This is a genomic window from Algoriphagus sp. UBA3586, from assembly GCF_002376385.1.
Taxonomy (GTDB): Bacteria; Bacteroidota; Bacteroidia; order Cytophagales; family Cyclobacteriaceae; genus Algoriphagus; species Algoriphagus ornithinivorans.
Window position 1 is genome coordinate 193,136 of the sequence record NZ_DFMT01000031.1, and the last position, 18,096, is coordinate 211,231.

The window sequence follows — 18,096 nt, forward strand, 5'->3', positions numbered from 1 at the left end:
TTTTCGGGGCTTTTTTCTGAATTTTACTAAAACTGAGGTTTTTAATCAGCCTCTTTATGGGCTTATAAACCTAAAACCTGCCTCAACCTGGCATAGCCAGACTTACTGACAGGAAGCTTCTCTCCATTTTTTAAATAAACCAAATAGCTGTCCCGCTCATAGGGTTCGATTCGGGTGATAGAATTCAAATTGAGCATAAAAGACCGATGAATTCTCGCAAACCTATCTGGATCCAAAGCATCCTCGAGGGACTTCATCGTCATTTTCTTCAAATACTTCCCTGAGTCTGTGTGAATGGCGATGTAATCATCCTGAGCCTCGAAATACTGGACTTCAGCAACTGGAATGATCTTAATTTCATTCTTTACTCGAACGACTAAACGATTGCTTTTCTCAGCCATATCTGAAATTCTTTCGGTACTGGTAGGCTCCCCTCCATTCCGGCTTTCCAGAAATTTATTTATTGCCTGCTCAAACCTGCTTTGTGAAAAGGGTTTGAGTAAATAGTCCACTGCCTTTGCATCAAAGGCTTTCAAAGCGTACTGGTCAAAAGCCGTGGTAAAGATTACAGCAGGTGGTTCATCCAAGAGTTCCAATAATTCAAAGCCCGTGATTTTCGGCATTTGAACATCTAAAAAAATTAAATCAGGTTCATGCTTTTGAATAGCTTTCATGGCCTGAAAGCCATCTTGACAAATTTCCAGAATCTCAAATTGAGGATAGTTTTGCAGGTATTCCTCCACTACCGAAGCAGCCAAGGGTTCATCATCTATGATTAAAGTACGGATCATTTCAGCTGGGGTATTTTGAGTTGAATGGAAAACAGGGAGTTTTCACTGGACTTTTCTAGGAGATCATTTCTTCCAAATAAAAGATAGAGTCTGCGTTCGACCGAACTCAGTCCAAAACCGGTTCCTCCCGGTGAGGGCGATTCCGGATCAAAGGGGTTTGTAAGTTTTAAAATCAAGTAATTCTGTTCTTTGAAAGCCTTCAGACTGATCATCACCTCTCCTGTCACACCATACAGTCCATGCTTGATGGAGTTTTCCAATAAAGGCTGAATGAGTAACTGAGGGATTTTCATTTCCAATATTTGATCAGGCACATCAATTTCTACCTGAAGTCTATGTCCAAACCTCACTTTTTCAATTTCCAAATAGAGCTTGAGAAATGAAAGCTCTTCTTCCAAACTAAGCCAAGCCTTTAAGTCCTTGCGAATAGTTCCACGCAAAAAATCGGAAAGTTGCAAAACCATTTGTCTTGCCTTTTGGGGCTGAGAAACAACCAATGCATTAATGGAATTGAGACTATTGAATAGAAAATGAGGTTGCAACTGCTGCCGTAACTGGGACAATTCAGCCTCTCGGGATAATTCCATCATGTGAATTTCCCGCTTTTGTGAATCCTCCTGCTGCTCTAATCTTGCGACTACAATTGCCAGCAAAGTCACCATGACCTCAGCCAAGGCCAAGATGGCCCATCTGAGATAAAAATGTTGCTGGAGAAATGAATAGTATTCCTCTTCATCTTGGAAAAACCATTGCAGCCCAAAGCGATGAATTACAGCACCGATTAAACTGAGGAAGAGAGGTAAGATTAACAGTAAGATGACGTTTCTCCCTTTTGGAGAATAAAAGCTAAAAACACGATCCAATATCAAAACCGCACCAATGAATAAGCCGGTATACACTGCAGCATCGGTCAATGCTATTTTGAAGGAAACTTGATAATGAAGGAGAATGAGGATACAGGCAAGGAGCCAGATTACTCCGGCTCCTTGAATGACCCAATTGGCTTTGGAAGGGGAAGAAAATGCTTTGGAAAACAAAATCTTAAAGTTTTGAAGGAAGTTCGTTAAAATGATTTGATTTCCAAACCTCCAAATAGAATGGTTCCACGCAAAACCAGCACCTTATCAGGATCTACTTCCGATTGTCTGTAGATACGCTTATCCTCTACCCCTGCGGCTATGTTGGTTACTTCAGTACGCACATCCCAATGAGGCGGAACAATCAGCTTCATGCCTCCAAAAATCACATCTACCTGCATGGTTACCACCCCATTTAGATCTGCTTGGCTAAGATTTAAATCTATGCCTCCAAAAGCTGCTGTTAGTTTACCTCCTTGGAAGTTTTTGGAAAGCACTCTCTTATTCACCCCGCTGAAAATCGCATCGATATTGACGCGGTCAGAGTAGGAAATTCCTGAAACTCCGCCCATTCCAGTGGCAGAAGTCCCATAGTCATCCTTGTCAGACTCTACCTGAGCGTCTTCCACATCCGAGGAAGAAAAAGAACTTCCAGAACTGGACTTGAATGATTTATTTCGGATTTGCTCCTGTACATTATCCAAGATCCTTTTCTCCTTCTGCTTTTGAGTAATCAAATACAGACCAAGTAGAATTAAGGCTACCGGGAAAATGTAGTTTTCGATTCCGAAATCAAATCCAAACTCTCTTTCGAGCAAGAAATAGAGACCAAAACCGAGCAAAATTGAGCCAAAGAATGACTCGAATTTATGCTTGATTAATACGACCGTACCAATCACGATCAAGATCATTGGCCAGGAAAGTAACCATCCCGGGTAAAAAATTCCAAGCTTCCTTAAAAGGAGTAATAAGCCTATACCGAGGATTACAAATCCGAAAACCAATCCTCCATCGTTGCTGGACTTAGGGTTAGAATATTTTGCCATTGCTTTTTTGTTTAAAATGATGCTCAAAACTATCCTGAGAAGCCAATATGCCCAATCTCAAATAGGCAAAGCCCGCAAAAAGTCGGTGAACACATACAAAAAGTCGGTGAAAATGCTTGAAGTTTTGGCTTGTCGGTAGAAAAATCCAGAAACTAGTATGGATTAGGATTGGGTAGAAATATTTTGACTTAAATCCCAATTGCCACTTTGAAAGGGGGATTGGCTTTCGCTAGAGCAAAGGTTTATTCTACTATTTGAAGGATTTCTGGTACTATAAAAGATTTGGAGATAGTTTCTAAGCTTTACTTTTTGCTGGCTAAAAATTCCGCATAATCCATATCCTCCGGGGTGGTGATTTTGATGTTTTCAGGATTTCCTGGAATTAAACTTACCTGCCAACCCTGATGCTCATAAACTGTAGCATCATCAGTAAACTGAGGGAGTTCTGTGGTTTCGAAAGCTTTGCGTATTTTTTCCAACTGAAAAGTTTGAGGAGTCTGTACCAAGCGAAAATACTGCCTCTCCTGATAGAATGATTTTCCATCATCGGTTAACTTTCTAATGGAGTCTTTCAAGGAAACCACTGCTATGGCACTTCCTTTTTGAGCAGCCTCCTGAAAGCTATCCTGAATTACAGATGCCTTAACGAAAGGTCTGACTCCATCATGAATGGCAACCAGTCCAGAGTTGAAAGAAACTGCCTTTATTCCATTTTTCACAGATTGGAATCTGGAGTTCCCCCCTGCTACTATATGATGTGCAATTGAAAAATGATGCTTTTCTACCAATCCTTGCCAAAGCCCAAAATCCATTTCAGGTAAGACTAAGATCAACTCTATCTCTGGTTCGGCTTTTGAAAAAACTTCCAGCGTATGCATCAAAATAGGCTTTCCCGCAATTGGTAAATATTGTTTGGAAACAGGACCTCCCATCCGGGTTCCTTTCCCTCCGGCAACCAAAATAGCAGCTTTCTTCATATTCTAATTTTGGGCAAATGTAGGCAGTATGATGCTTAGCAAGTTTAACCTTAGATTATCAAAAAATGAAAATACAAAAAAAGCTCCCATGAAGGGAGCTTTATATTTTAAAGGATCAACATCGCATCCCCGTAAGAGAAGAAACGGTATTTTTCTTTGATTGCTTCTTTGTATGCTTTCATGATCAAATCGTATCCACCAAATGCAGAAGCTGTCATTAACAGCGTTGACTCTGGCAAGTGGAAATTAGTGATCAAAGCATTGGCGATTTTAAACTCGTAAGGAGGGATGATGAATTTATCAGTCCAGCCGCTTGAAGCTTTCAACCTGCCATTGGCAGTCACGGAAGATTCTATGGTTTTCAAGGAAGTAGTTCCAACTGCAACAACACGCTTTTTATTATCCAAGGCCTCATTGACCAAACCCACGGTCTTCTCTGGGATATCATAATTCTCAGAGTCCATTTTATGCTTCGTCAAATCCTCCACATCTACTTGACGGAAGGTGCCTAAGCCAACATGCAAAGTGATTGGGCTTACTTCTACTCCCTGCAATTCCAGTCTTTTCAACAAATGCGGAGTGAAGTGCAACCCAGCTGTAGGTGCGGCTACTGCTCCTACATTTTTAGCAAAAACAGTCTGATATCTTTCTCTGTCTTCCGGCTCAATTTTTCGGTCGATGATCTCCTTCAAGAGAGGAGTTTCTCCCAAAGTATCAATCGTCTTGTGGAATTCTTCTTCTGTTCCATCAAATAAGAAACGGATAGTACGTCCTCTTGATGTGGTGTTGTCGATTACTTCGGCTACTAGGTCGGAATCTCCGAAATACAATTTATTACCTACACGGATTTTTCTGGCAGGATCTACCAAAACATCCCAAAGTCTTAACTCAGGATTTAATTCTCTGAGCAAAAAAACTTCAATTTCTGCCCCCGTTTTTTCTTTATTTCCGTAAAGTCTTGCTGGGAAAACCTTGGTGTCATTGGTTACAAATACATCTCCTTCACCGAAGTACTCGATGATATCTTTGAATGATCTGTGCTCAATTTCTCCTGTTTTCCGGTGAACCACCATTAACCGGGATTCATCTCGGTTATCTGTCGGATAAAGGGCGATAAGTTTCTTTGGTACGTCAAATTTGAAATCTGATAATTTCATAGAGAAGCTTTAGATGTAAGAGCTTGATTATTTTGATTTAGAATTACTCTAAAAAATGCAAAGATAATAACATAATAGGCAAAATCCGCTAACTTGATGAATTGTTTTAATCAAAACCCAAAAGCATGCTCTTTTTCCAACTCACCTGGGAAAGTTTCCGCTTCGCAATCAGTGCGCTCAAATCCAATTTGACTCGTACCATATTATCCCTCCTAGGGGTTACAGTGGGGATTTTCGCCATCATCGCAGTGTTCACTTTGGTGGATTCTTTGGAAAACAACATCAAATCTTCCTTTTCATTTCTTGGTACCAATGTAATGCGAGTGGATAGATTCCCTTTTGCATCTGGTCCTCAGGATTATCCTTGGTGGAAATATTTCAGACGCCCAAGCGCCACTGTTGCTGAGTATAGATTTCTGGAACAACGCCTAAGTTCAGCTGAAGCAGTAACCATTTCAGCTTCTGCCACCACCACTGTTCAAGCCGGAAGCAACGCTTTTCAGGGAACTCAGCTCACTGGAGTAGCCTATACCTATCAGGACGTCTATGAAATTGCTTTGGAAGAAGGTCGCTACTTTTCAGAAATGGAAATTAATGCCTCGCGGAACTTGGCAATCATCGGAAAAACCATTGCCAACACACTTTATCCCAATCAAACTGCCATTGGCAAGGAGATCAAGATGAAAGGAATGAAATTCATCGTGGTGGGAATATTTGAGGAAGAGGGAGAAGGCTTATTTGATTTACCATCTAAAGATGAAGCTGCTTTGATCCCTTATGGAGCTTTTACCAAACTTTTCTACACCGGAAGAAATGGAATTGAGCCTACGATTGCAGCAAAAGGCAGAGAAGAAGACATTGGGTTGGTTGCTCTGGAAAATGAAATGACCGGACTCCTTCGTGCCAAAAGAGGCCTAAAACCAGTAGAGGAAAACAATTTTGCCCTCAATAAAACCGAATTTATTCAAAATGCCATTGGGTCAATTTTCGATGTAATTTCAGCCGCAGGCTGGGTCATCGGTGGATTTTCTATTCTGGTTGGTGGATTTGGTATCGCCAATATCATGTTTGTATCTGTCCGGGAGAGAACCAATATCATCGGTATTCAAAAGTCTCTGGGAGCAAAAAATTATTTCATTCTTTTTCAGTTTCTATTTGAAGCTATTTGCCTCAGCTTAATAGGAGGAGGCACAGGGATTATCCTAGTTTATTTCCTCAGCTTTGTACAATTAGGGAGTTTGGAATTAGTCCTTTCATTCTCCAATATTATTCTAGGATTAGGCGTTTCCTCAATGATTGGTATCGTGTCAGGGATTGTTCCCGCAACACTCGCTGCAAGATTGGATCCTGTAGAAGCAATTCGATCCAACTAAACATAAAAAAAGGAGAGCTTAAACAGCTCTCCTTTTTTTGTTTAATTATACTTACTCCTCCATATCCGCAACCGGCTCAGTTGGCAAAAGCCCTGAAGCTGATTTGATTTTTCCTTCCAGCTCTTCCATCAACTCCGGATTGTCAAGCAATAGATTTTTAACTGCATCCCTACCTTGGCCCAATTTCTCTCCATTATAGGAGAACCAAGATCCAGCCTTTTTGATGATGTCAAACTCTACCCCCAAATCAATGATCTCTCCAACTTTGGATATACCCTGACCATACATGATGTCAAACTCCACCACTTTGAAAGGAGGCGCCACTTTGTTTTTCACCACTTTTACTCGGGTTCTGTTACCCAAAATATTATCAGCACTTTCTTTGATCTGGCCGATTCTTCTGATATCCAATCGAACTGAAGCATAGAATTTCAAAGCATTACCACCTGTTGTAGTCTCCGGGTTTCCGAACATGACCCCGATCTTCTCTCTCAACTGGTTGATAAAAATACAAGCACAGCCAGTCTTATTAATAGCTCCCGTCAGTTTTCTCAAGGCTTGGGACATCAAACGAGCTTGCAAGCCCATTTTACTCTCTCCCATTTCGCCTTCAAGTTCACCCTTAGGCACCAATGCTGCCACTGAGTCAATGACAATGATGTCAATGGCTCCAGAACGAATCAAGTGTTCCGCAATTTCCAATGCCTGCTCACCATTGTCTGGCTGAGATATCAATAAGTTTTCGGTATCAATTCCCAACTTTTCTGCATAGCTCTTATCAAAAGCATGTTCAGCATCAATGAAAGCGGCCAAACCGCCTGCCTTTTGAGCCTCTGCAATACAATGCATTGTCAATGTCGTCTTACCGGATGATTCAGGTCCATAAATCTCAATCACTCTACCTCTAGGAATACCTCCTACACCCAGAGCCATATCCAAGCCCAATGATCCGGTGGAGATTGCCGGCACGTCCTGCACCTTATTATCACTCAGCTTCATCACTGCCCCTTTTCCATAGGTTTTTTCGAGCTTATCGATGGTGAGTTGAAGTGCTTTTAATTTTTCTGCGTTATTACTCATGTGTTTATTAGTATAGAATCAAAGTATGAAGTTAAAGATTGCTAAGTCCTCCGCCAAAAACTGTCGAACTCTTAAAATCTCTGACAAATTCGTAATTTTAAGTCCCAAACGGCACGCTTTTTCGTATATAATCTGAAATTACACTGTTTTTGTCAGGTATTGTCAAAAAATTTATGCTCAACCCAAAATTCATCTACTTCTCTCTCCTCTTTTTCTTCGTTCATCCGGTTTTTTCACAAAATTCCGCAACGGAGCCATACACCTTTGGTGAGGAGTTGAATTTCGAAGTGAGCTATGGCTGGTTCAACCTGGCAGATGCAAAAATGGAAATAGCCCGGAAGCCTCATTTACAAGATAGCAAGCCTCATTACAAAATTGATGTGTATGGCAAGACGAAAGGAGCCGCAACTATTTTCGGAAAAGTAAATGACAATTGGGGAACATTGATAGACATAGACTCCAAACTTCCATCTCTATCTTATAGACATATTGAAGAGGGTAAATACAGGAAGCATGAAAAAGTAACTTTTGATCAAAAAAATCAAACAGCCTTCATGCAACTCTATGACCGGGAAAATAAGTCTTTGAAGGAAGAAAGAGAGTTTAAGCTACCCGGACAGGTACAGGACTTGGTCAGTGGGTTTTATTATTTGAGAACCTTAAACCTCAAAAATCTGAAGCCGGGAGACCAATTGGTCATTCGTGGATTCTTTGATAAAGAAATATATAACATAAAATTAATTTACGAGGGAACTGAAAAACTCGAAACAGAGATCGGCACCAAGGATACTTACATTTTTTCTCCCCAGCTACCTAAAAACAACCTTTTTCGAGGTGAGTATCCGGTAAAGGTGTGGGTGACACAGGATCAAAATAAAATCCCTGTTAAAATCAAGGCCAACTTATTCCTCGGCTCCATCAATTTGGACATCAAATCTGCCAAAGGATTACGTTACAATTAATCCAAAGAATTAATATTTACTTAACATTCGGATTGGAATTAGGGCAGTTCTGGCTTAAAAACACCCCGTAGTTTTTCCTATCCCTGAATAAAATTGGCAGCAATCTCCAAATATTCTTTAATTTGAAAGAATTAACAAAAACAATCCATGGGCGACAAACAGAAAATCAAAGTCCTGGTCGTAGATGACGAGCCAGACATAGTTGAGATTCTAAAGTACAACCTACAAAAAGAAGGCTATGAGGTAGCAACTGCCGAAGATGGGATCAAGGCAGTGAAAACTGCTTCGAAGTTCAAACCCGATGTGATACTTTTAGATATTATGATGCCTCACCAGGATGGGGTGGAAACTTGCCGTCAAATCCGGGAAATCCCAGAGCTGAAAAATACTTTTGTCATTTTCCTGACTGCCAGAATGGAAGAATATTCAGAGGTAGCCGCCTTTGATGTAGGAGCAGATGATTATATCACCAAGCCTATTAAGCCTAGGGCTTTGATGAGTAGAATTGCCGCTCTTTTTAGAAGAGAATCGAAAAAAGATCAGGATCTAGCTCAGATAAAAATCAGGGATTTATTGATCGACCGGGGTAGCTATACCATTGAAAAATCCGGCAAAACCATTACGCTGCCCAAGAAGGAATTTGAATTATTGTATTTCCTGGCCAAAAACCCTAATATGGTATTCAGTAGAGATGAGTTGCTTCAGAATATCTGGGGATCAGATGTATTTGTACTTGCCAGAACGGTGGATGTGCATATACGGAAGGTTCGGGAAAAAATCGGAGATGACTACATCACTACTGTAAAAGGTGTAGGATATAAATTCGATTTGGGTTCCTAATTCATGCTTGCAAGCTCCCGAGGTATTTCTTTGATTTTAGCCGTGGCTATTTCGGTCATGGTAGCAGCATTTTTATCACTATTACAAGACTCTACTCCTGTCTTAATATTGGTAGCTTTCGGACTATCTTTTTCCGCTTCTTATTTATTGATCAATATTACCTTGGAATTTTTGGTCTTTCGTGAGATCGGAAATATTTATTCCCTCTTGGAAAAAATCCAGAAGAAAGATTTATCAGAGATTTCTGACAAAAGCTCCAAGTCCTCTATTTCTCCCTTGAGAAGGATAAATAATGTCATCAACTCCTATGCGATAGCCAGGCAAAAAGAGATTGATGCGCTGCAAAAAAACGCAGAGTTCAGAAGGGAATTTATAGCTGACATTTCCCACGAGCTGAAGACTCCAATTTTCGCAACGCAAGGCTATATCCATACACTTCTGGACGGAGCTATCGATGATAAGCAAGTTCGGATGAAGTTCCTCAAGCGGGCAGCCAAAAGTCTGGATTCTCTGGATAATCTGGTGCAGGATTTATTAACCCTGAATCAAATGGAAAGCGGAGTAATCAAGTTTGTGTACACAGACTTTGATTTAAAAGAAGTGATAGATGAAGTAATTGAGGAATTGGAGCATAAGGCATCCAAGAGAAAGGTCAATATCTCATTTAAATACGACTCTGATAAAAGCTATGTAACCCATGCTGATAGGCAGAAAATCTATAGAGTCTGTCAAAACCTGATTTTCAATGCCGTCAAATACAATCATGATGAAGGTGAGGTCAAAATATCTCTGAAGACTCAGAAAAACCACATTCAAGTAGACATCAAAGACGATGGACAGGGAATCCCACCTGAAGACCTAAAGCGAATCTTTGAGCGATTTTATCGAGTAGAAAAAAGCCGGAACAAAAAAGAAGGCGGAACCGGACTCGGACTGGCTATTGTCAAGCACATATTAGAAGGTCATAAAAGTAAGATCTCTGTAAGTTCGACCGTGGGTAAAGGATCAATTTTTAGTTTTTCTTTGCCTTTAGTGAAGGAGAAGGAATTGGAAAAAAACATAGAAGTTGACTAATAGTTCAACCTCGATTTCCCCCTTTGATATCAATGTGTTCTCAATACATGAAACTAGCCATAAATATCAATCTTACTTTTATTTCATTGTCCAACGGATTAATTATTTAAAATTAGTACATTAGTTCTTGCGTTTTAATTTTTAGAACTGATGAAACATCTTACCCAACTAGTATTAATTATTTTTGCTTTCGGTACTTTTTCCTGCGATAAGCATATGGATCCTTGTTGCCCTATTGGCAATAATGCGATTAACCTTAAAGTCCAAGACAGGGAAGGCAATGACCTTTTGGATCAAAAACGGGCTAAGTCCTTCAGGGAAAATGTCATCAAAATCTTTTATGAGCGAGCGGGAGAGCTGGAAGAGTATTTTAATGGAGGGCACTCCAACATGAGAAGGAATTTTTGGATTATTTCTCCGCATGTGGATGAAAAATACCATCAAATGAGATTAATCATTGATTCCGAAGTGACAGTGATTCAATGGAATGAAAACGAGGCAGACACGCTTTACTCAGAAATTGTATACGATAAAGAATTCAACCAGAAACACATTCAAAAAGTCTTTCATAAAGGTGAGTTAAAATACAGTAATGATCCTTCACATATCAAAGCTGGTTTTATAATCACCAAAGGGCGCTAATCATCCTTGAATAGAAAGCAGAATTCCTTCCCCTCGGAAGGATTTTTTTTGAGCAATCATTTCCCTACCTTTGCAGCCTCTTTGAAGAGGCACAGGCGAATCCATGAAAAAAATAGATTTTCAAAAACTCATTCTGTTTGAAAACGAGGATTACCTGGTAATCAACAAGCCGCCTTACCTGTCGAGCTTAGACGATAGACATGAGGCGCAGAACATCCTGGACCTTGCCAAGATGCACACAGCAGATGCCCAGCTGTGCCATCGTTTGGACAAGGAGACATCCGGATGTCTGGTGATTGCCAAGAATCCAGAGGCCTACAGGCACACGGCCATCCAGTTTGAAAATAGAAAAGTGGACAAAATCTATCATGCTGTGGTAGAAGGCATCCGGGAATACGAACACCTGACAGTGGATCGTAACCTACTTGCTTCCGCCAAAGGTGTAGCCAAAGTCAGCAAGGAAGGCAAGCCTGCTCAGACGGTCTTTCATACGATACAGACCTACAGGGCACATTCATTGATCGAATGCAAACCCATTACGGGTAGATTGCACCAGATCCGGGTACACTTGGCCTACCTACAATCTCCGATTTGCGGAGATGAGCTGTACGGAGGTAAGCAATTATACCTTTCTTCGCTCAAGCGCCGCTTCAATTTGAAAAAAGAGACAGAAGAATTACCCATCATGCAGCGGGTTTCTTTGCATGCTTTTTCGATCGGGTTTGAAGGATTGGACGGAAAAAGAATCACCGTCAATGCTCCTTATCCCAAAGATTTTCAGGTTTTGGTCCATCAGTTGGAAAAAACAGCCTGATTATCAGTCTGAAAAAGCAATAAAAAATTCGGTGTTTTTATGCTAAACCTGTGAAAATCAGGATTAGCCTTGGAAATATTTTGCATGGAAAATAAAATACTTCTATCTTTGTGTCCCTTTTTGGGGGTCGAATATATTTAACAAGCTAAAAATTAAACAGTTACACAGTGGATACTTTAAGCTATAAGACCGTATCGGCTAACAACTCGACTGTAGAAAAGCAATGGGTGATTGTGGATGCCCAAGCAGCAGTATTGGGTAGATTAGCCAGTGAGGTAGCGAAAATCTTAAGAGGAAAAACGAAGCCTAGCTTCACTCCTCATGTGGATTGCGGTGACAATGTCATTGTAATCAACGCAGACAAAGTCAGATTGACTGGTGACAAGTGGGATGCCAAAGTATATGTGCGTCACACAGGTTACCCAGGTGGTCAGCGAATCTCTACACCTAGAATGTTGAAAGAAAAATCTTCAGCGATTTTGGTAGAGAAAGCTGTCAGAGGCATGTTGCCAAAAAACAGATTAGGTAGGAAATTGTACGGAAATCTGTACGTGTATGAAGGATCTGAGCATCCACATGCAGCGCAGCAGCCAAAAACCATCACTCTTTAATCGACTAATTCATGGAAATGATCAACAAAATCGGTAGAAGAAAGACCTCTGTAGCCAGAATTTACATGGCTCCGGGAAAAGGCAACATCACCGTAAACAATCAGACACTAGAAGTTTACTTCCCATTTGATTTGCACCAGATTGTGGTAAAGCAGCCTCTTGCCTTGGTAGGAGAAGACGGAAACTACGACATCCAAATCAATGTAGACGGAGGTGGTATCAAAGGGCAGGCTGAGGCAGCTAGAATGGCTATCTCCAGAGCTTTGTGCGAATTCAACGAAGAGCACAGAGGTCCATTGAAAAAAGAAGGATTCTTGACTCGTGACCCTAGAATGGTCGAGCGTAAGAAGCCAGGACGTAGAAAAGCAAGAAGAAGATTCCAGTTCTCCAAGCGTTAATCGGATCTTTTCTTCAATCAATAGAAAACAATTTTATTCATGTCAAAAATCGAATACAAAGACTTACTGGATGCTGGTGTTCACTTCGGACACTTGACGAGAAAGTGGGATCCCAGAATGGCTCCATATATTTTCATGGAGAAGAACGGAATCCATATTATCGACCTTAACAAAACGCTTGCTTGCCTCGATGAAGCATCCGCAGCAATCAAGCAAATCGTACGCTCAGGCAAAAAAGTAATGTTTGTCGCTACTAAGAAGCAAGCTAAAGACTTGGTAGCAGATGAAGCTCGTCGTCTTAACATGCCCTACGTAACCGAAAGATGGTTGGGTGGTATGTTGACTAACTTTGCCACGATCCGCAAATCCTTGAAGAAAATGTCTGGCCTTGAGAAAATGATGAAGGAAGACTCTTTCAAGAACATGGCAAAGAAAGAAAGGCTGATGGTGTCTCGTCAGAAGGAGAAAATGGAAACTGTATTGGGCGGTATCGCTGACCTAAGCAGACTTCCTGCGGCTCTTTTCATCGTAGATATCAAAAGAGAACACATTGCGATTGCTGAAGCACAAAAGCTTGGTATCCCTGTTTTTGCATTGGTAGATACAAACTCCAACCCAAATGAGGTGGATTTCCCTATCCCTGCCAATGATGATGCATTCAAGTCAGTAAACTTATTGGTTAAAGCTTTCGGAGCAGCTATCGAAGAAGGTCTTTCTGAGCGTAAGAAAGACAAAGAAGATGCTAAACTTTCTGAAGAGGAAGAAGCAAAAAGAGCTGTTGACGCTGAAACCAAAGAGTAAAAACTCACTTGATTTGATATACTAACAAAAATTGAACATCAGGCCTCGGTCGGTGTTCAATTTTTTGTTTCTACTCGGCCTTTGACTAGCTTTTGGAAGCAAGGCCCAAATTCCCCAACCCTATTTAGGGGTTGAAACCAAGAATAAAAATCGTTTAATCATACAAACAGATCACACAATGGCAATTACTGCACAAGAAGTAAACAAACTGAGACAAATGACCGGTGCCGGTATGATGGACTGCAAAAAAGCTTTGACAGAAGCAGAAGGCGACTTCGATAAAGCTGTAGACATCCTCAGAAAAAAAGGACAAAAAGTATCCGCTTCCAGAGCTGACAGAGAAACCAAAGAAGGCGTAGTAGTAACTAACGTATCTGACAATGGAGCTACAGGCACTATCCTTTCTTTGACTTGCGAAACTGACTTCGTTGCTAAAAATGAAGAATTCGGTGCATTCGCAACTACTCTTTTGACCTTAGCAGTAGAAAAGGGAGCCTCTTCTATCGAAGAAATCCTTGCTCTTCCATTTGAAAAAATCACGGTTGCTGAGAAAATCGTAGAAATGACCGGTAAAATCGGTGAAAAAATCGAAATCTCTCATTACGAAGTAGTGAAAGCTGAAGCAGTAGTTCCTTACATTCACTCCAACGGTAAATTGGGTGTATTGGTAGGATTGACCAACACTTCAGGTTCCGATGTAGAAGAAGCAGGTAAAGATGTAGCAATGCAAATTGCTGCGATGAACCCTGTAGCCGTTGACAAAGATGGTGTAGACTCATCTACTGTAGAGCGTGAAATCGAAGTAGGTAAAGAGCAAGCAAGAGCAGAAGGCAAGCCAGAAGAAATGCTAGAAAAAATTGCTTTGGGTAAATTGAACAAGTTCTACAAAGAGAACACTTTGTTAAGCCAGCAGTTTGTGAAAGACAGCAGCTTGACTATCGCTCAGTACCTAAACAATGTAAGCAAAGGCATGACTGTTTCTGCTTTCAAAAGAATCTCTATCGGATAATTGAATTAACCGATTTAACATAAAAAAAGCTGACTTGAATAAAGTCAGCTTTTTTTTGACTTGATTTGTCCTGCAGTCAAATCACTTCAGCTTGAAACCAAGCCTATAATTGACCATCAGGTAATAGGGCCAATACCCAGAAAAGGAGGACATACTTACCCCTAAGGTATTTCTCCTGTTTTCATTTTTACCTTGCCAATCAAACACTACCTGTGTGACATATCCTAAGCGGGCAAACCTCTCCACACTAATAATTCCTTCCATTTCTCCCTGTTCATTCTGAAACCAGCCACCAAATGAGGATTCGCCCCCATATTGAAAGGAGGGACCAAATCCCAAGCCGACTCTAAAATCCTTTGCGGTTCGAATTACATCATAATTCAATCTAACATCGGTGAAAAGGCTGGAAGAGAATTCTTGAAAATCCTGCATTTCAAAATCATCTTGCCAAAACCTCCCACTTCCATCAAACTCACCAACTACAGTAAAATATGTAAGCGAGGGATTGATAGAAAATCTTTCGGAAGGATAAAAACTCAATTCGTTTATGAAATTAATTGCCCATTGACCCTGATTCCCTTCTATGGAAGGCCCAGCCCCAACTCGATAAATCAACTTATTACCTTTCTCTTCCTGACTAAAAGCCTTAAAAGACAGAAGAGTCATAACCAAGGCTACCAAAATTTTTTTCTCAAACATGAATCTGTAATTTAAATCTTTAGTAAAGGTAACTAATCAAAGATTCTTTTGACATATTAATTCATACTTTTTCTTAGTTATAAAAAACATACAGATTTAAACAGTATTTATTTACATTTTATATTCTTTTATTTATATAAAACCCAATTTAAAAACACCCTTATTTTTTTGATTCATCAAGTAAAAATGGTAATTCCGATGCTTTAGGGATTAATTAGATTAGCAACACATATTCAAATAGCAACAACCATAGCTCTCCTCAGGAATTATAACTGAAACTTAATCCAAGACCTAAACCAAGCTGTGCACTATTCAATTTGTGGCTATAACAATTAAGACTATGTTGACTATACGGCTTATGTGGTTCAATAATTTTCCCGCAGATCAGCGCGGATTGGATTCGCAGATTAACGCAGATTATTTAAAAAGTAAACTACTGCTCTTCTAAGGAGAAACAACTGGAATCTAATCTAAAACTGAAGCCTAGCAGTACTTTACTCATCTTTTTAGCTAAAACCATAAAAACCTATGTGATCTTTGTGGCCTATGTGGTTCAATACTATTCCCGCAGATTAGCACAGATTTTTTATTTAAGAATAATTGAACTCACCGCCCAAAAGGAGCAAATCCTGATTTAATGGAAATAAAAAAAACGGCTGAGGTTACCCAGCCGTTTCAAATAACTTCAGGTTTTTTATGGCTCTAGAGCTGCCACACCCGGAAGAACTTTTCCTTCCATATGCTCCAACAATGCACCTCCACCGGTGGATACAAAGGAAACTGCTTCTCCGTAGCCAAATTTATTGACTGCAGCTGCAGAGTCCCCTCCGCCAATCAAAGAGTAAGCTCCGTTTTTAGTAGCCTGAGCTACTGCTTCTGCAATTATCATGGGTAAATTGAACAAGTTGTATAAAGAGAACACTTTACTCAGCCAATCTTTTGTAAAAGATAACTCTCAAATCATCGCTAAATACCTTGACGGAGTAAGTAAAGGAACGCCTGTCTCTGCATTCAACTGGATTTCTATCGGGTAATCCCAAACCCAGTTATCGAACCAAAATAAAGCTGACATAAAGAGTCAGCCTTATTATTTTTACTTAGTTCAATTTAACTTTTTCCCCAAGGGATAAGAAATACCGAGGAGGTTACGCATAAAACCTTCTCCGAAAAGGCTGTGATCCGTGAACAATAATACCTCCGAATTCCCAAATTCTATTAATGGATAGTTTATTCGAGTATAAACACCGAAACTGGGTGCTGAAACAGTCGCATAATCTCCTCCAGGGGCTGCACGAAGATGGAGAGTTGAAATCAACAAAACCCCTCCCCCAATCCTTAATTGCTTTTTGGCAATTCTCCACCCAGTCTTCCACATCTTTCCAACAGAAATCATTGCAGACCAGCGTTTATAGCCATGATAATTCAGCTCTGATAATTCATCGTTGGAAAACTTATCAACATACAAACCAATCTGCCATGGATTATCAATAGAAGCAAACCTAAGAACTCCCCCTAATCCTCCTCCAAAAACAGACTCGCCATTTGGAAGGTCTGATTGTACTCCAAAGCGGGTTTGCAAATTGAATGAAGGCAAATTTTGAGAAAATAGACTTCCGACAATCATAAATGCAATTACTGTAAAAACAACTGTTTTCATTAGATAGTAATTTCAGGAACTAACAAAAACTCAAACTTATTTAGTTTTTCTATTCCGTAGGATTTATTTTGATGAGTCTCTGATCCAAAGCCTTTATCCCGAAAAGGATCAATAATAGTACCACACCTATTAAATGTTGCGTTACCATGAACTTGAGATCTTTGCCACCCTCCAATTGTTAACTCTTGAGTTATTTCTGTATTAGTATTCCCCGATTCATCAGTTTTTATTTTAACGACTGCATTGTATTCCTCCTTTCCTGACCAAGGTCTCCTATTAAACACCACAAAAGCCAAATCTACCTGTCGGTTTTGCCAATTATTAACCAAAAAAGATGAAGGACTTGTAATCCATCGCTGGTCCTTCGCTGCCCCTCTAGTAACTTCAGCTTCAAAAAAGGGTCTATTTTCATATGCACTACCTCCTGGATTAGTCCCTAAAACTACAACAACTGTCATTCGGTCTGGATGAGGCCATGCTCTTATTGAGCTGGTCAATCTAAATTTTGGCATGGTTAACCTTACAATACTATTACTGTTTAAATCTTGACAACGAGCCGAATTTACAATTGGAAAAAGTGTATCATTACTCCCTCCTCCACCAATTCCTCCATCATCAGGAGGCAGAATCCCATCCTCAAAGTTTCCAAATACCACCGTAGGATTATTAACCGCATAATCATCCCCAACTAGTAATTGATTGGAAGTGAAATAATTGGCAGAGCTTTTCCGGAATCGAATGAAATTTCTATCCTCTCCCAGTCTTAGTCGATAGCCCGGTGTCTCTCCTTCCCATTCCGGATTTACTGCTAAAGCCTCTTCTTCCATCTTCTCGGTCCACCAAGATACTGTCAACTCTTGTATAGAGTCTGGATGAAAGTAGCCGATCATATAAGGCGCCAGCATGCTAATATCATTTACATTGATAAAGTCAATAAGCTCCTGCGGATCCAAGTCCTCTCCACTTGCCCGATGATTGGCTGCATTATTATAGAAGGCATTAACTATGGCTGAACGCTGTCGGGTCATTGGATTTTCTTTGGTTTCAAACAGTCGCTTCAAGCTGTAGTCAATATCTTCCTTGTGTTCATCAGCCTCTGCCAGCTCAAAGAGCTCACGCAAAGCTTCTCGATCCTTGAATACCTCTCCCATATATAGGGAAAGCTGTTTCAGCTTTTGTTCATAGAGATCCGGATCTGAGATTTCTAGGGTATTGGTGAGATCCGTACCGGTGATATCCTGCCCATGCTCTTGACAGGAACTAATCCCTAATCCTACAAAAAGTAAGATAGATAGATAGATAGATAGA

19 protein-coding genes and 2 pseudogenes are annotated in these 18,096 nt (G+C 40.3%); 11 read left to right on the forward strand and 10 right to left on the reverse strand.

Going from position 1 to position 18,096, the window contains the following annotated elements; genetic code table 11:
* Nucleotides 1-62: 62 nt before the first annotated feature.
* The 5 genes from B2906_RS11095 to queA all read right to left on the reverse strand — a co-directional run bounded on the left by B2906_RS11095 (nt 63) and on the right by queA (nt 4,828).
* Entirely contained in the window at nt 63-791 is a 729-nt protein-coding gene (locus B2906_RS11095; RefSeq protein ID WP_286939693.1) for a LytR/AlgR family response regulator transcription factor, read from the reverse strand.
* Nucleotides 788-1,828, reverse strand: a complete 1,041-nt coding sequence (locus B2906_RS11100) for a sensor histidine kinase (RefSeq protein WP_286939695.1) — start codon at nt 1,826-1,828, stop codon at nt 788-790. Before B2906_RS11100 ends, B2906_RS11095 begins: the two co-directional genes overlap by 4 nt.
* Nucleotides 1,829-1,854: 26 nt before the next feature.
* Nucleotides 1,855-2,694: a LiaF transmembrane domain-containing protein gene (locus B2906_RS11105; protein WP_219957941.1), complete on the reverse strand. Its 840-nt coding sequence runs from the start codon at nt 2,692-2,694 to the stop codon at nt 1,855-1,857.
* 302 nt (nt 2,695-2,996) lie between these two features.
* A complete protein-coding gene (locus B2906_RS11110) occupies nt 2,997-3,671 on the reverse strand; it encodes a 2-C-methyl-D-erythritol 4-phosphate cytidylyltransferase (protein ID WP_286939697.1) in 675 nt (224 codons plus the stop codon).
* Between the two features lie 107 nt (nt 3,672-3,778).
* Nucleotides 3,779-4,828, reverse strand: coding sequence for a tRNA preQ1(34) S-adenosylmethionine ribosyltransferase-isomerase QueA (gene queA, locus B2906_RS11115; RefSeq protein WP_091654882.1), 1,050 nt, complete (start codon nt 4,826-4,828; stop codon nt 3,779-3,781).
* Between the two features lie 125 nt (nt 4,829-4,953).
* On the opposite strand from queA, the gene B2906_RS11120 reads away from it, so the two are divergent.
* Nucleotides 4,954-6,201 (forward strand): ABC transporter permease, encoded by a 1,248-nt coding sequence (locus B2906_RS11120; RefSeq protein ID WP_286939699.1) that lies wholly within the window; start codon nt 4,954-4,956, stop codon nt 6,199-6,201.
* 51 nt (nt 6,202-6,252) lie between these two features.
* Here B2906_RS11120 and recA read toward each other — a convergent pair whose 3' ends face one another.
* Nucleotides 6,253-7,281, reverse strand: a complete 1,029-nt coding sequence (gene recA, locus B2906_RS11125; protein ID WP_091654884.1) for a recombinase RecA — start codon at nt 7,279-7,281, stop codon at nt 6,253-6,255.
* Between the two features lie 173 nt (nt 7,282-7,454).
* Here recA and B2906_RS11130 point away from each other — a divergent pair, with 173 nt between their 5' ends.
* From B2906_RS11130 to tsf, 9 genes are all read left to right on the forward strand, one after another.
* Nucleotides 7,455-8,243 (forward strand): DUF3108 domain-containing protein, encoded by a 789-nt coding sequence (locus B2906_RS11130; protein ID WP_286939701.1) that lies wholly within the window; start codon nt 7,455-7,457, stop codon nt 8,241-8,243.
* 147 nt (nt 8,244-8,390) lie between these two features.
* Nucleotides 8,391-9,083 (forward strand): response regulator transcription factor, encoded by a 693-nt coding sequence (locus B2906_RS11135; RefSeq protein WP_091654886.1) that lies wholly within the window; start codon nt 8,391-8,393, stop codon nt 9,081-9,083.
* 3 nt (nt 9,084-9,086) lie between these two features.
* A complete protein-coding gene (locus B2906_RS11140) occupies nt 9,087-10,157 on the forward strand; it encodes a sensor histidine kinase (RefSeq protein ID WP_286939703.1) in 1,071 nt (356 codons plus the stop codon).
* Between the two features lie 150 nt (nt 10,158-10,307).
* A complete protein-coding gene (locus B2906_RS11145; protein WP_219957937.1) occupies nt 10,308-10,799 on the forward strand; it encodes a hypothetical protein in 492 nt (163 codons plus the stop codon).
* Nucleotides 10,800-10,902: 103 nt separating this feature from the next.
* The gene (locus B2906_RS11150; protein WP_219957936.1) at nt 10,903-11,613 is read left to right on the forward strand and encodes an RluA family pseudouridine synthase; all 711 of its coding nucleotides are present in this window, start codon (nt 10,903-10,905) and stop codon (nt 11,611-11,613) included.
* 167 nt (nt 11,614-11,780) lie between these two features.
* Entirely contained in the window at nt 11,781-12,224 is a 444-nt protein-coding gene (gene rplM, locus B2906_RS11155; RefSeq protein WP_144604445.1) for a 50S ribosomal protein L13, read from the forward strand.
* Between the two features lie 11 nt (nt 12,225-12,235).
* Nucleotides 12,236-12,622 (forward strand): 30S ribosomal protein S9, encoded by a 387-nt coding sequence (gene rpsI, locus B2906_RS11160; RefSeq protein WP_091654891.1) that lies wholly within the window; start codon nt 12,236-12,238, stop codon nt 12,620-12,622.
* A gap of 39 nt (nt 12,623-12,661) precedes the next feature.
* Nucleotides 12,662-13,423 (forward strand): 30S ribosomal protein S2, encoded by a 762-nt coding sequence (rpsB, locus tag B2906_RS11165; RefSeq protein WP_144604447.1) that lies wholly within the window; start codon nt 12,662-12,664, stop codon nt 13,421-13,423.
* Between the two features lie 178 nt (nt 13,424-13,601).
* The gene (gene tsf, locus B2906_RS11170; protein WP_286939705.1) at nt 13,602-14,432 is read left to right on the forward strand and encodes a translation elongation factor Ts; all 831 of its coding nucleotides are present in this window, start codon (nt 13,602-13,604) and stop codon (nt 14,430-14,432) included.
* Between the two features lie 81 nt (nt 14,433-14,513).
* On the opposite strand, the gene B2906_RS11175 is transcribed toward tsf, so the two are convergent.
* Nucleotides 14,514-15,131, reverse strand: a complete 618-nt coding sequence (locus B2906_RS11175) for a hypothetical protein (RefSeq protein WP_286939707.1) — start codon at nt 15,129-15,131, stop codon at nt 14,514-14,516.
* 694 nt (nt 15,132-15,825) lie between these two features.
* Nucleotides 15,826-16,014 (reverse strand): annotated as a pseudogene (pgk, locus tag B2906_RS11180) (phosphoglycerate kinase); the annotation flags it as partial.
* On the opposite strand from pgk, the pseudogene B2906_RS11185 reads away from it, so the two are divergent.
* A pseudogene (locus B2906_RS11185) lies at nt 16,013-16,165 on the forward strand (elongation factor Ts); the annotation flags it as partial. The pseudogenes pgk and B2906_RS11185 sit on opposite strands and share 2 nt — an antisense overlap.
* 68 nt (nt 16,166-16,233) lie before the next feature.
* Here B2906_RS11185 and B2906_RS11190 read toward each other — a convergent pair.
* Nucleotides 16,234-16,788, reverse strand: coding sequence for a hypothetical protein (locus B2906_RS11190; RefSeq protein ID WP_286939708.1), 555 nt, complete (start codon nt 16,786-16,788; stop codon nt 16,234-16,236).
* Nucleotides 16,788-17,939, reverse strand: coding sequence for a hypothetical protein (locus B2906_RS11195; protein WP_286939710.1), 1,152 nt, complete (start codon nt 17,937-17,939; stop codon nt 16,788-16,790). The genes B2906_RS11190 and B2906_RS11195 overlap by 1 nt, the downstream gene beginning before the upstream one ends.
* Between the last annotated feature and the right edge of the window lie 157 nt (nt 17,940-18,096).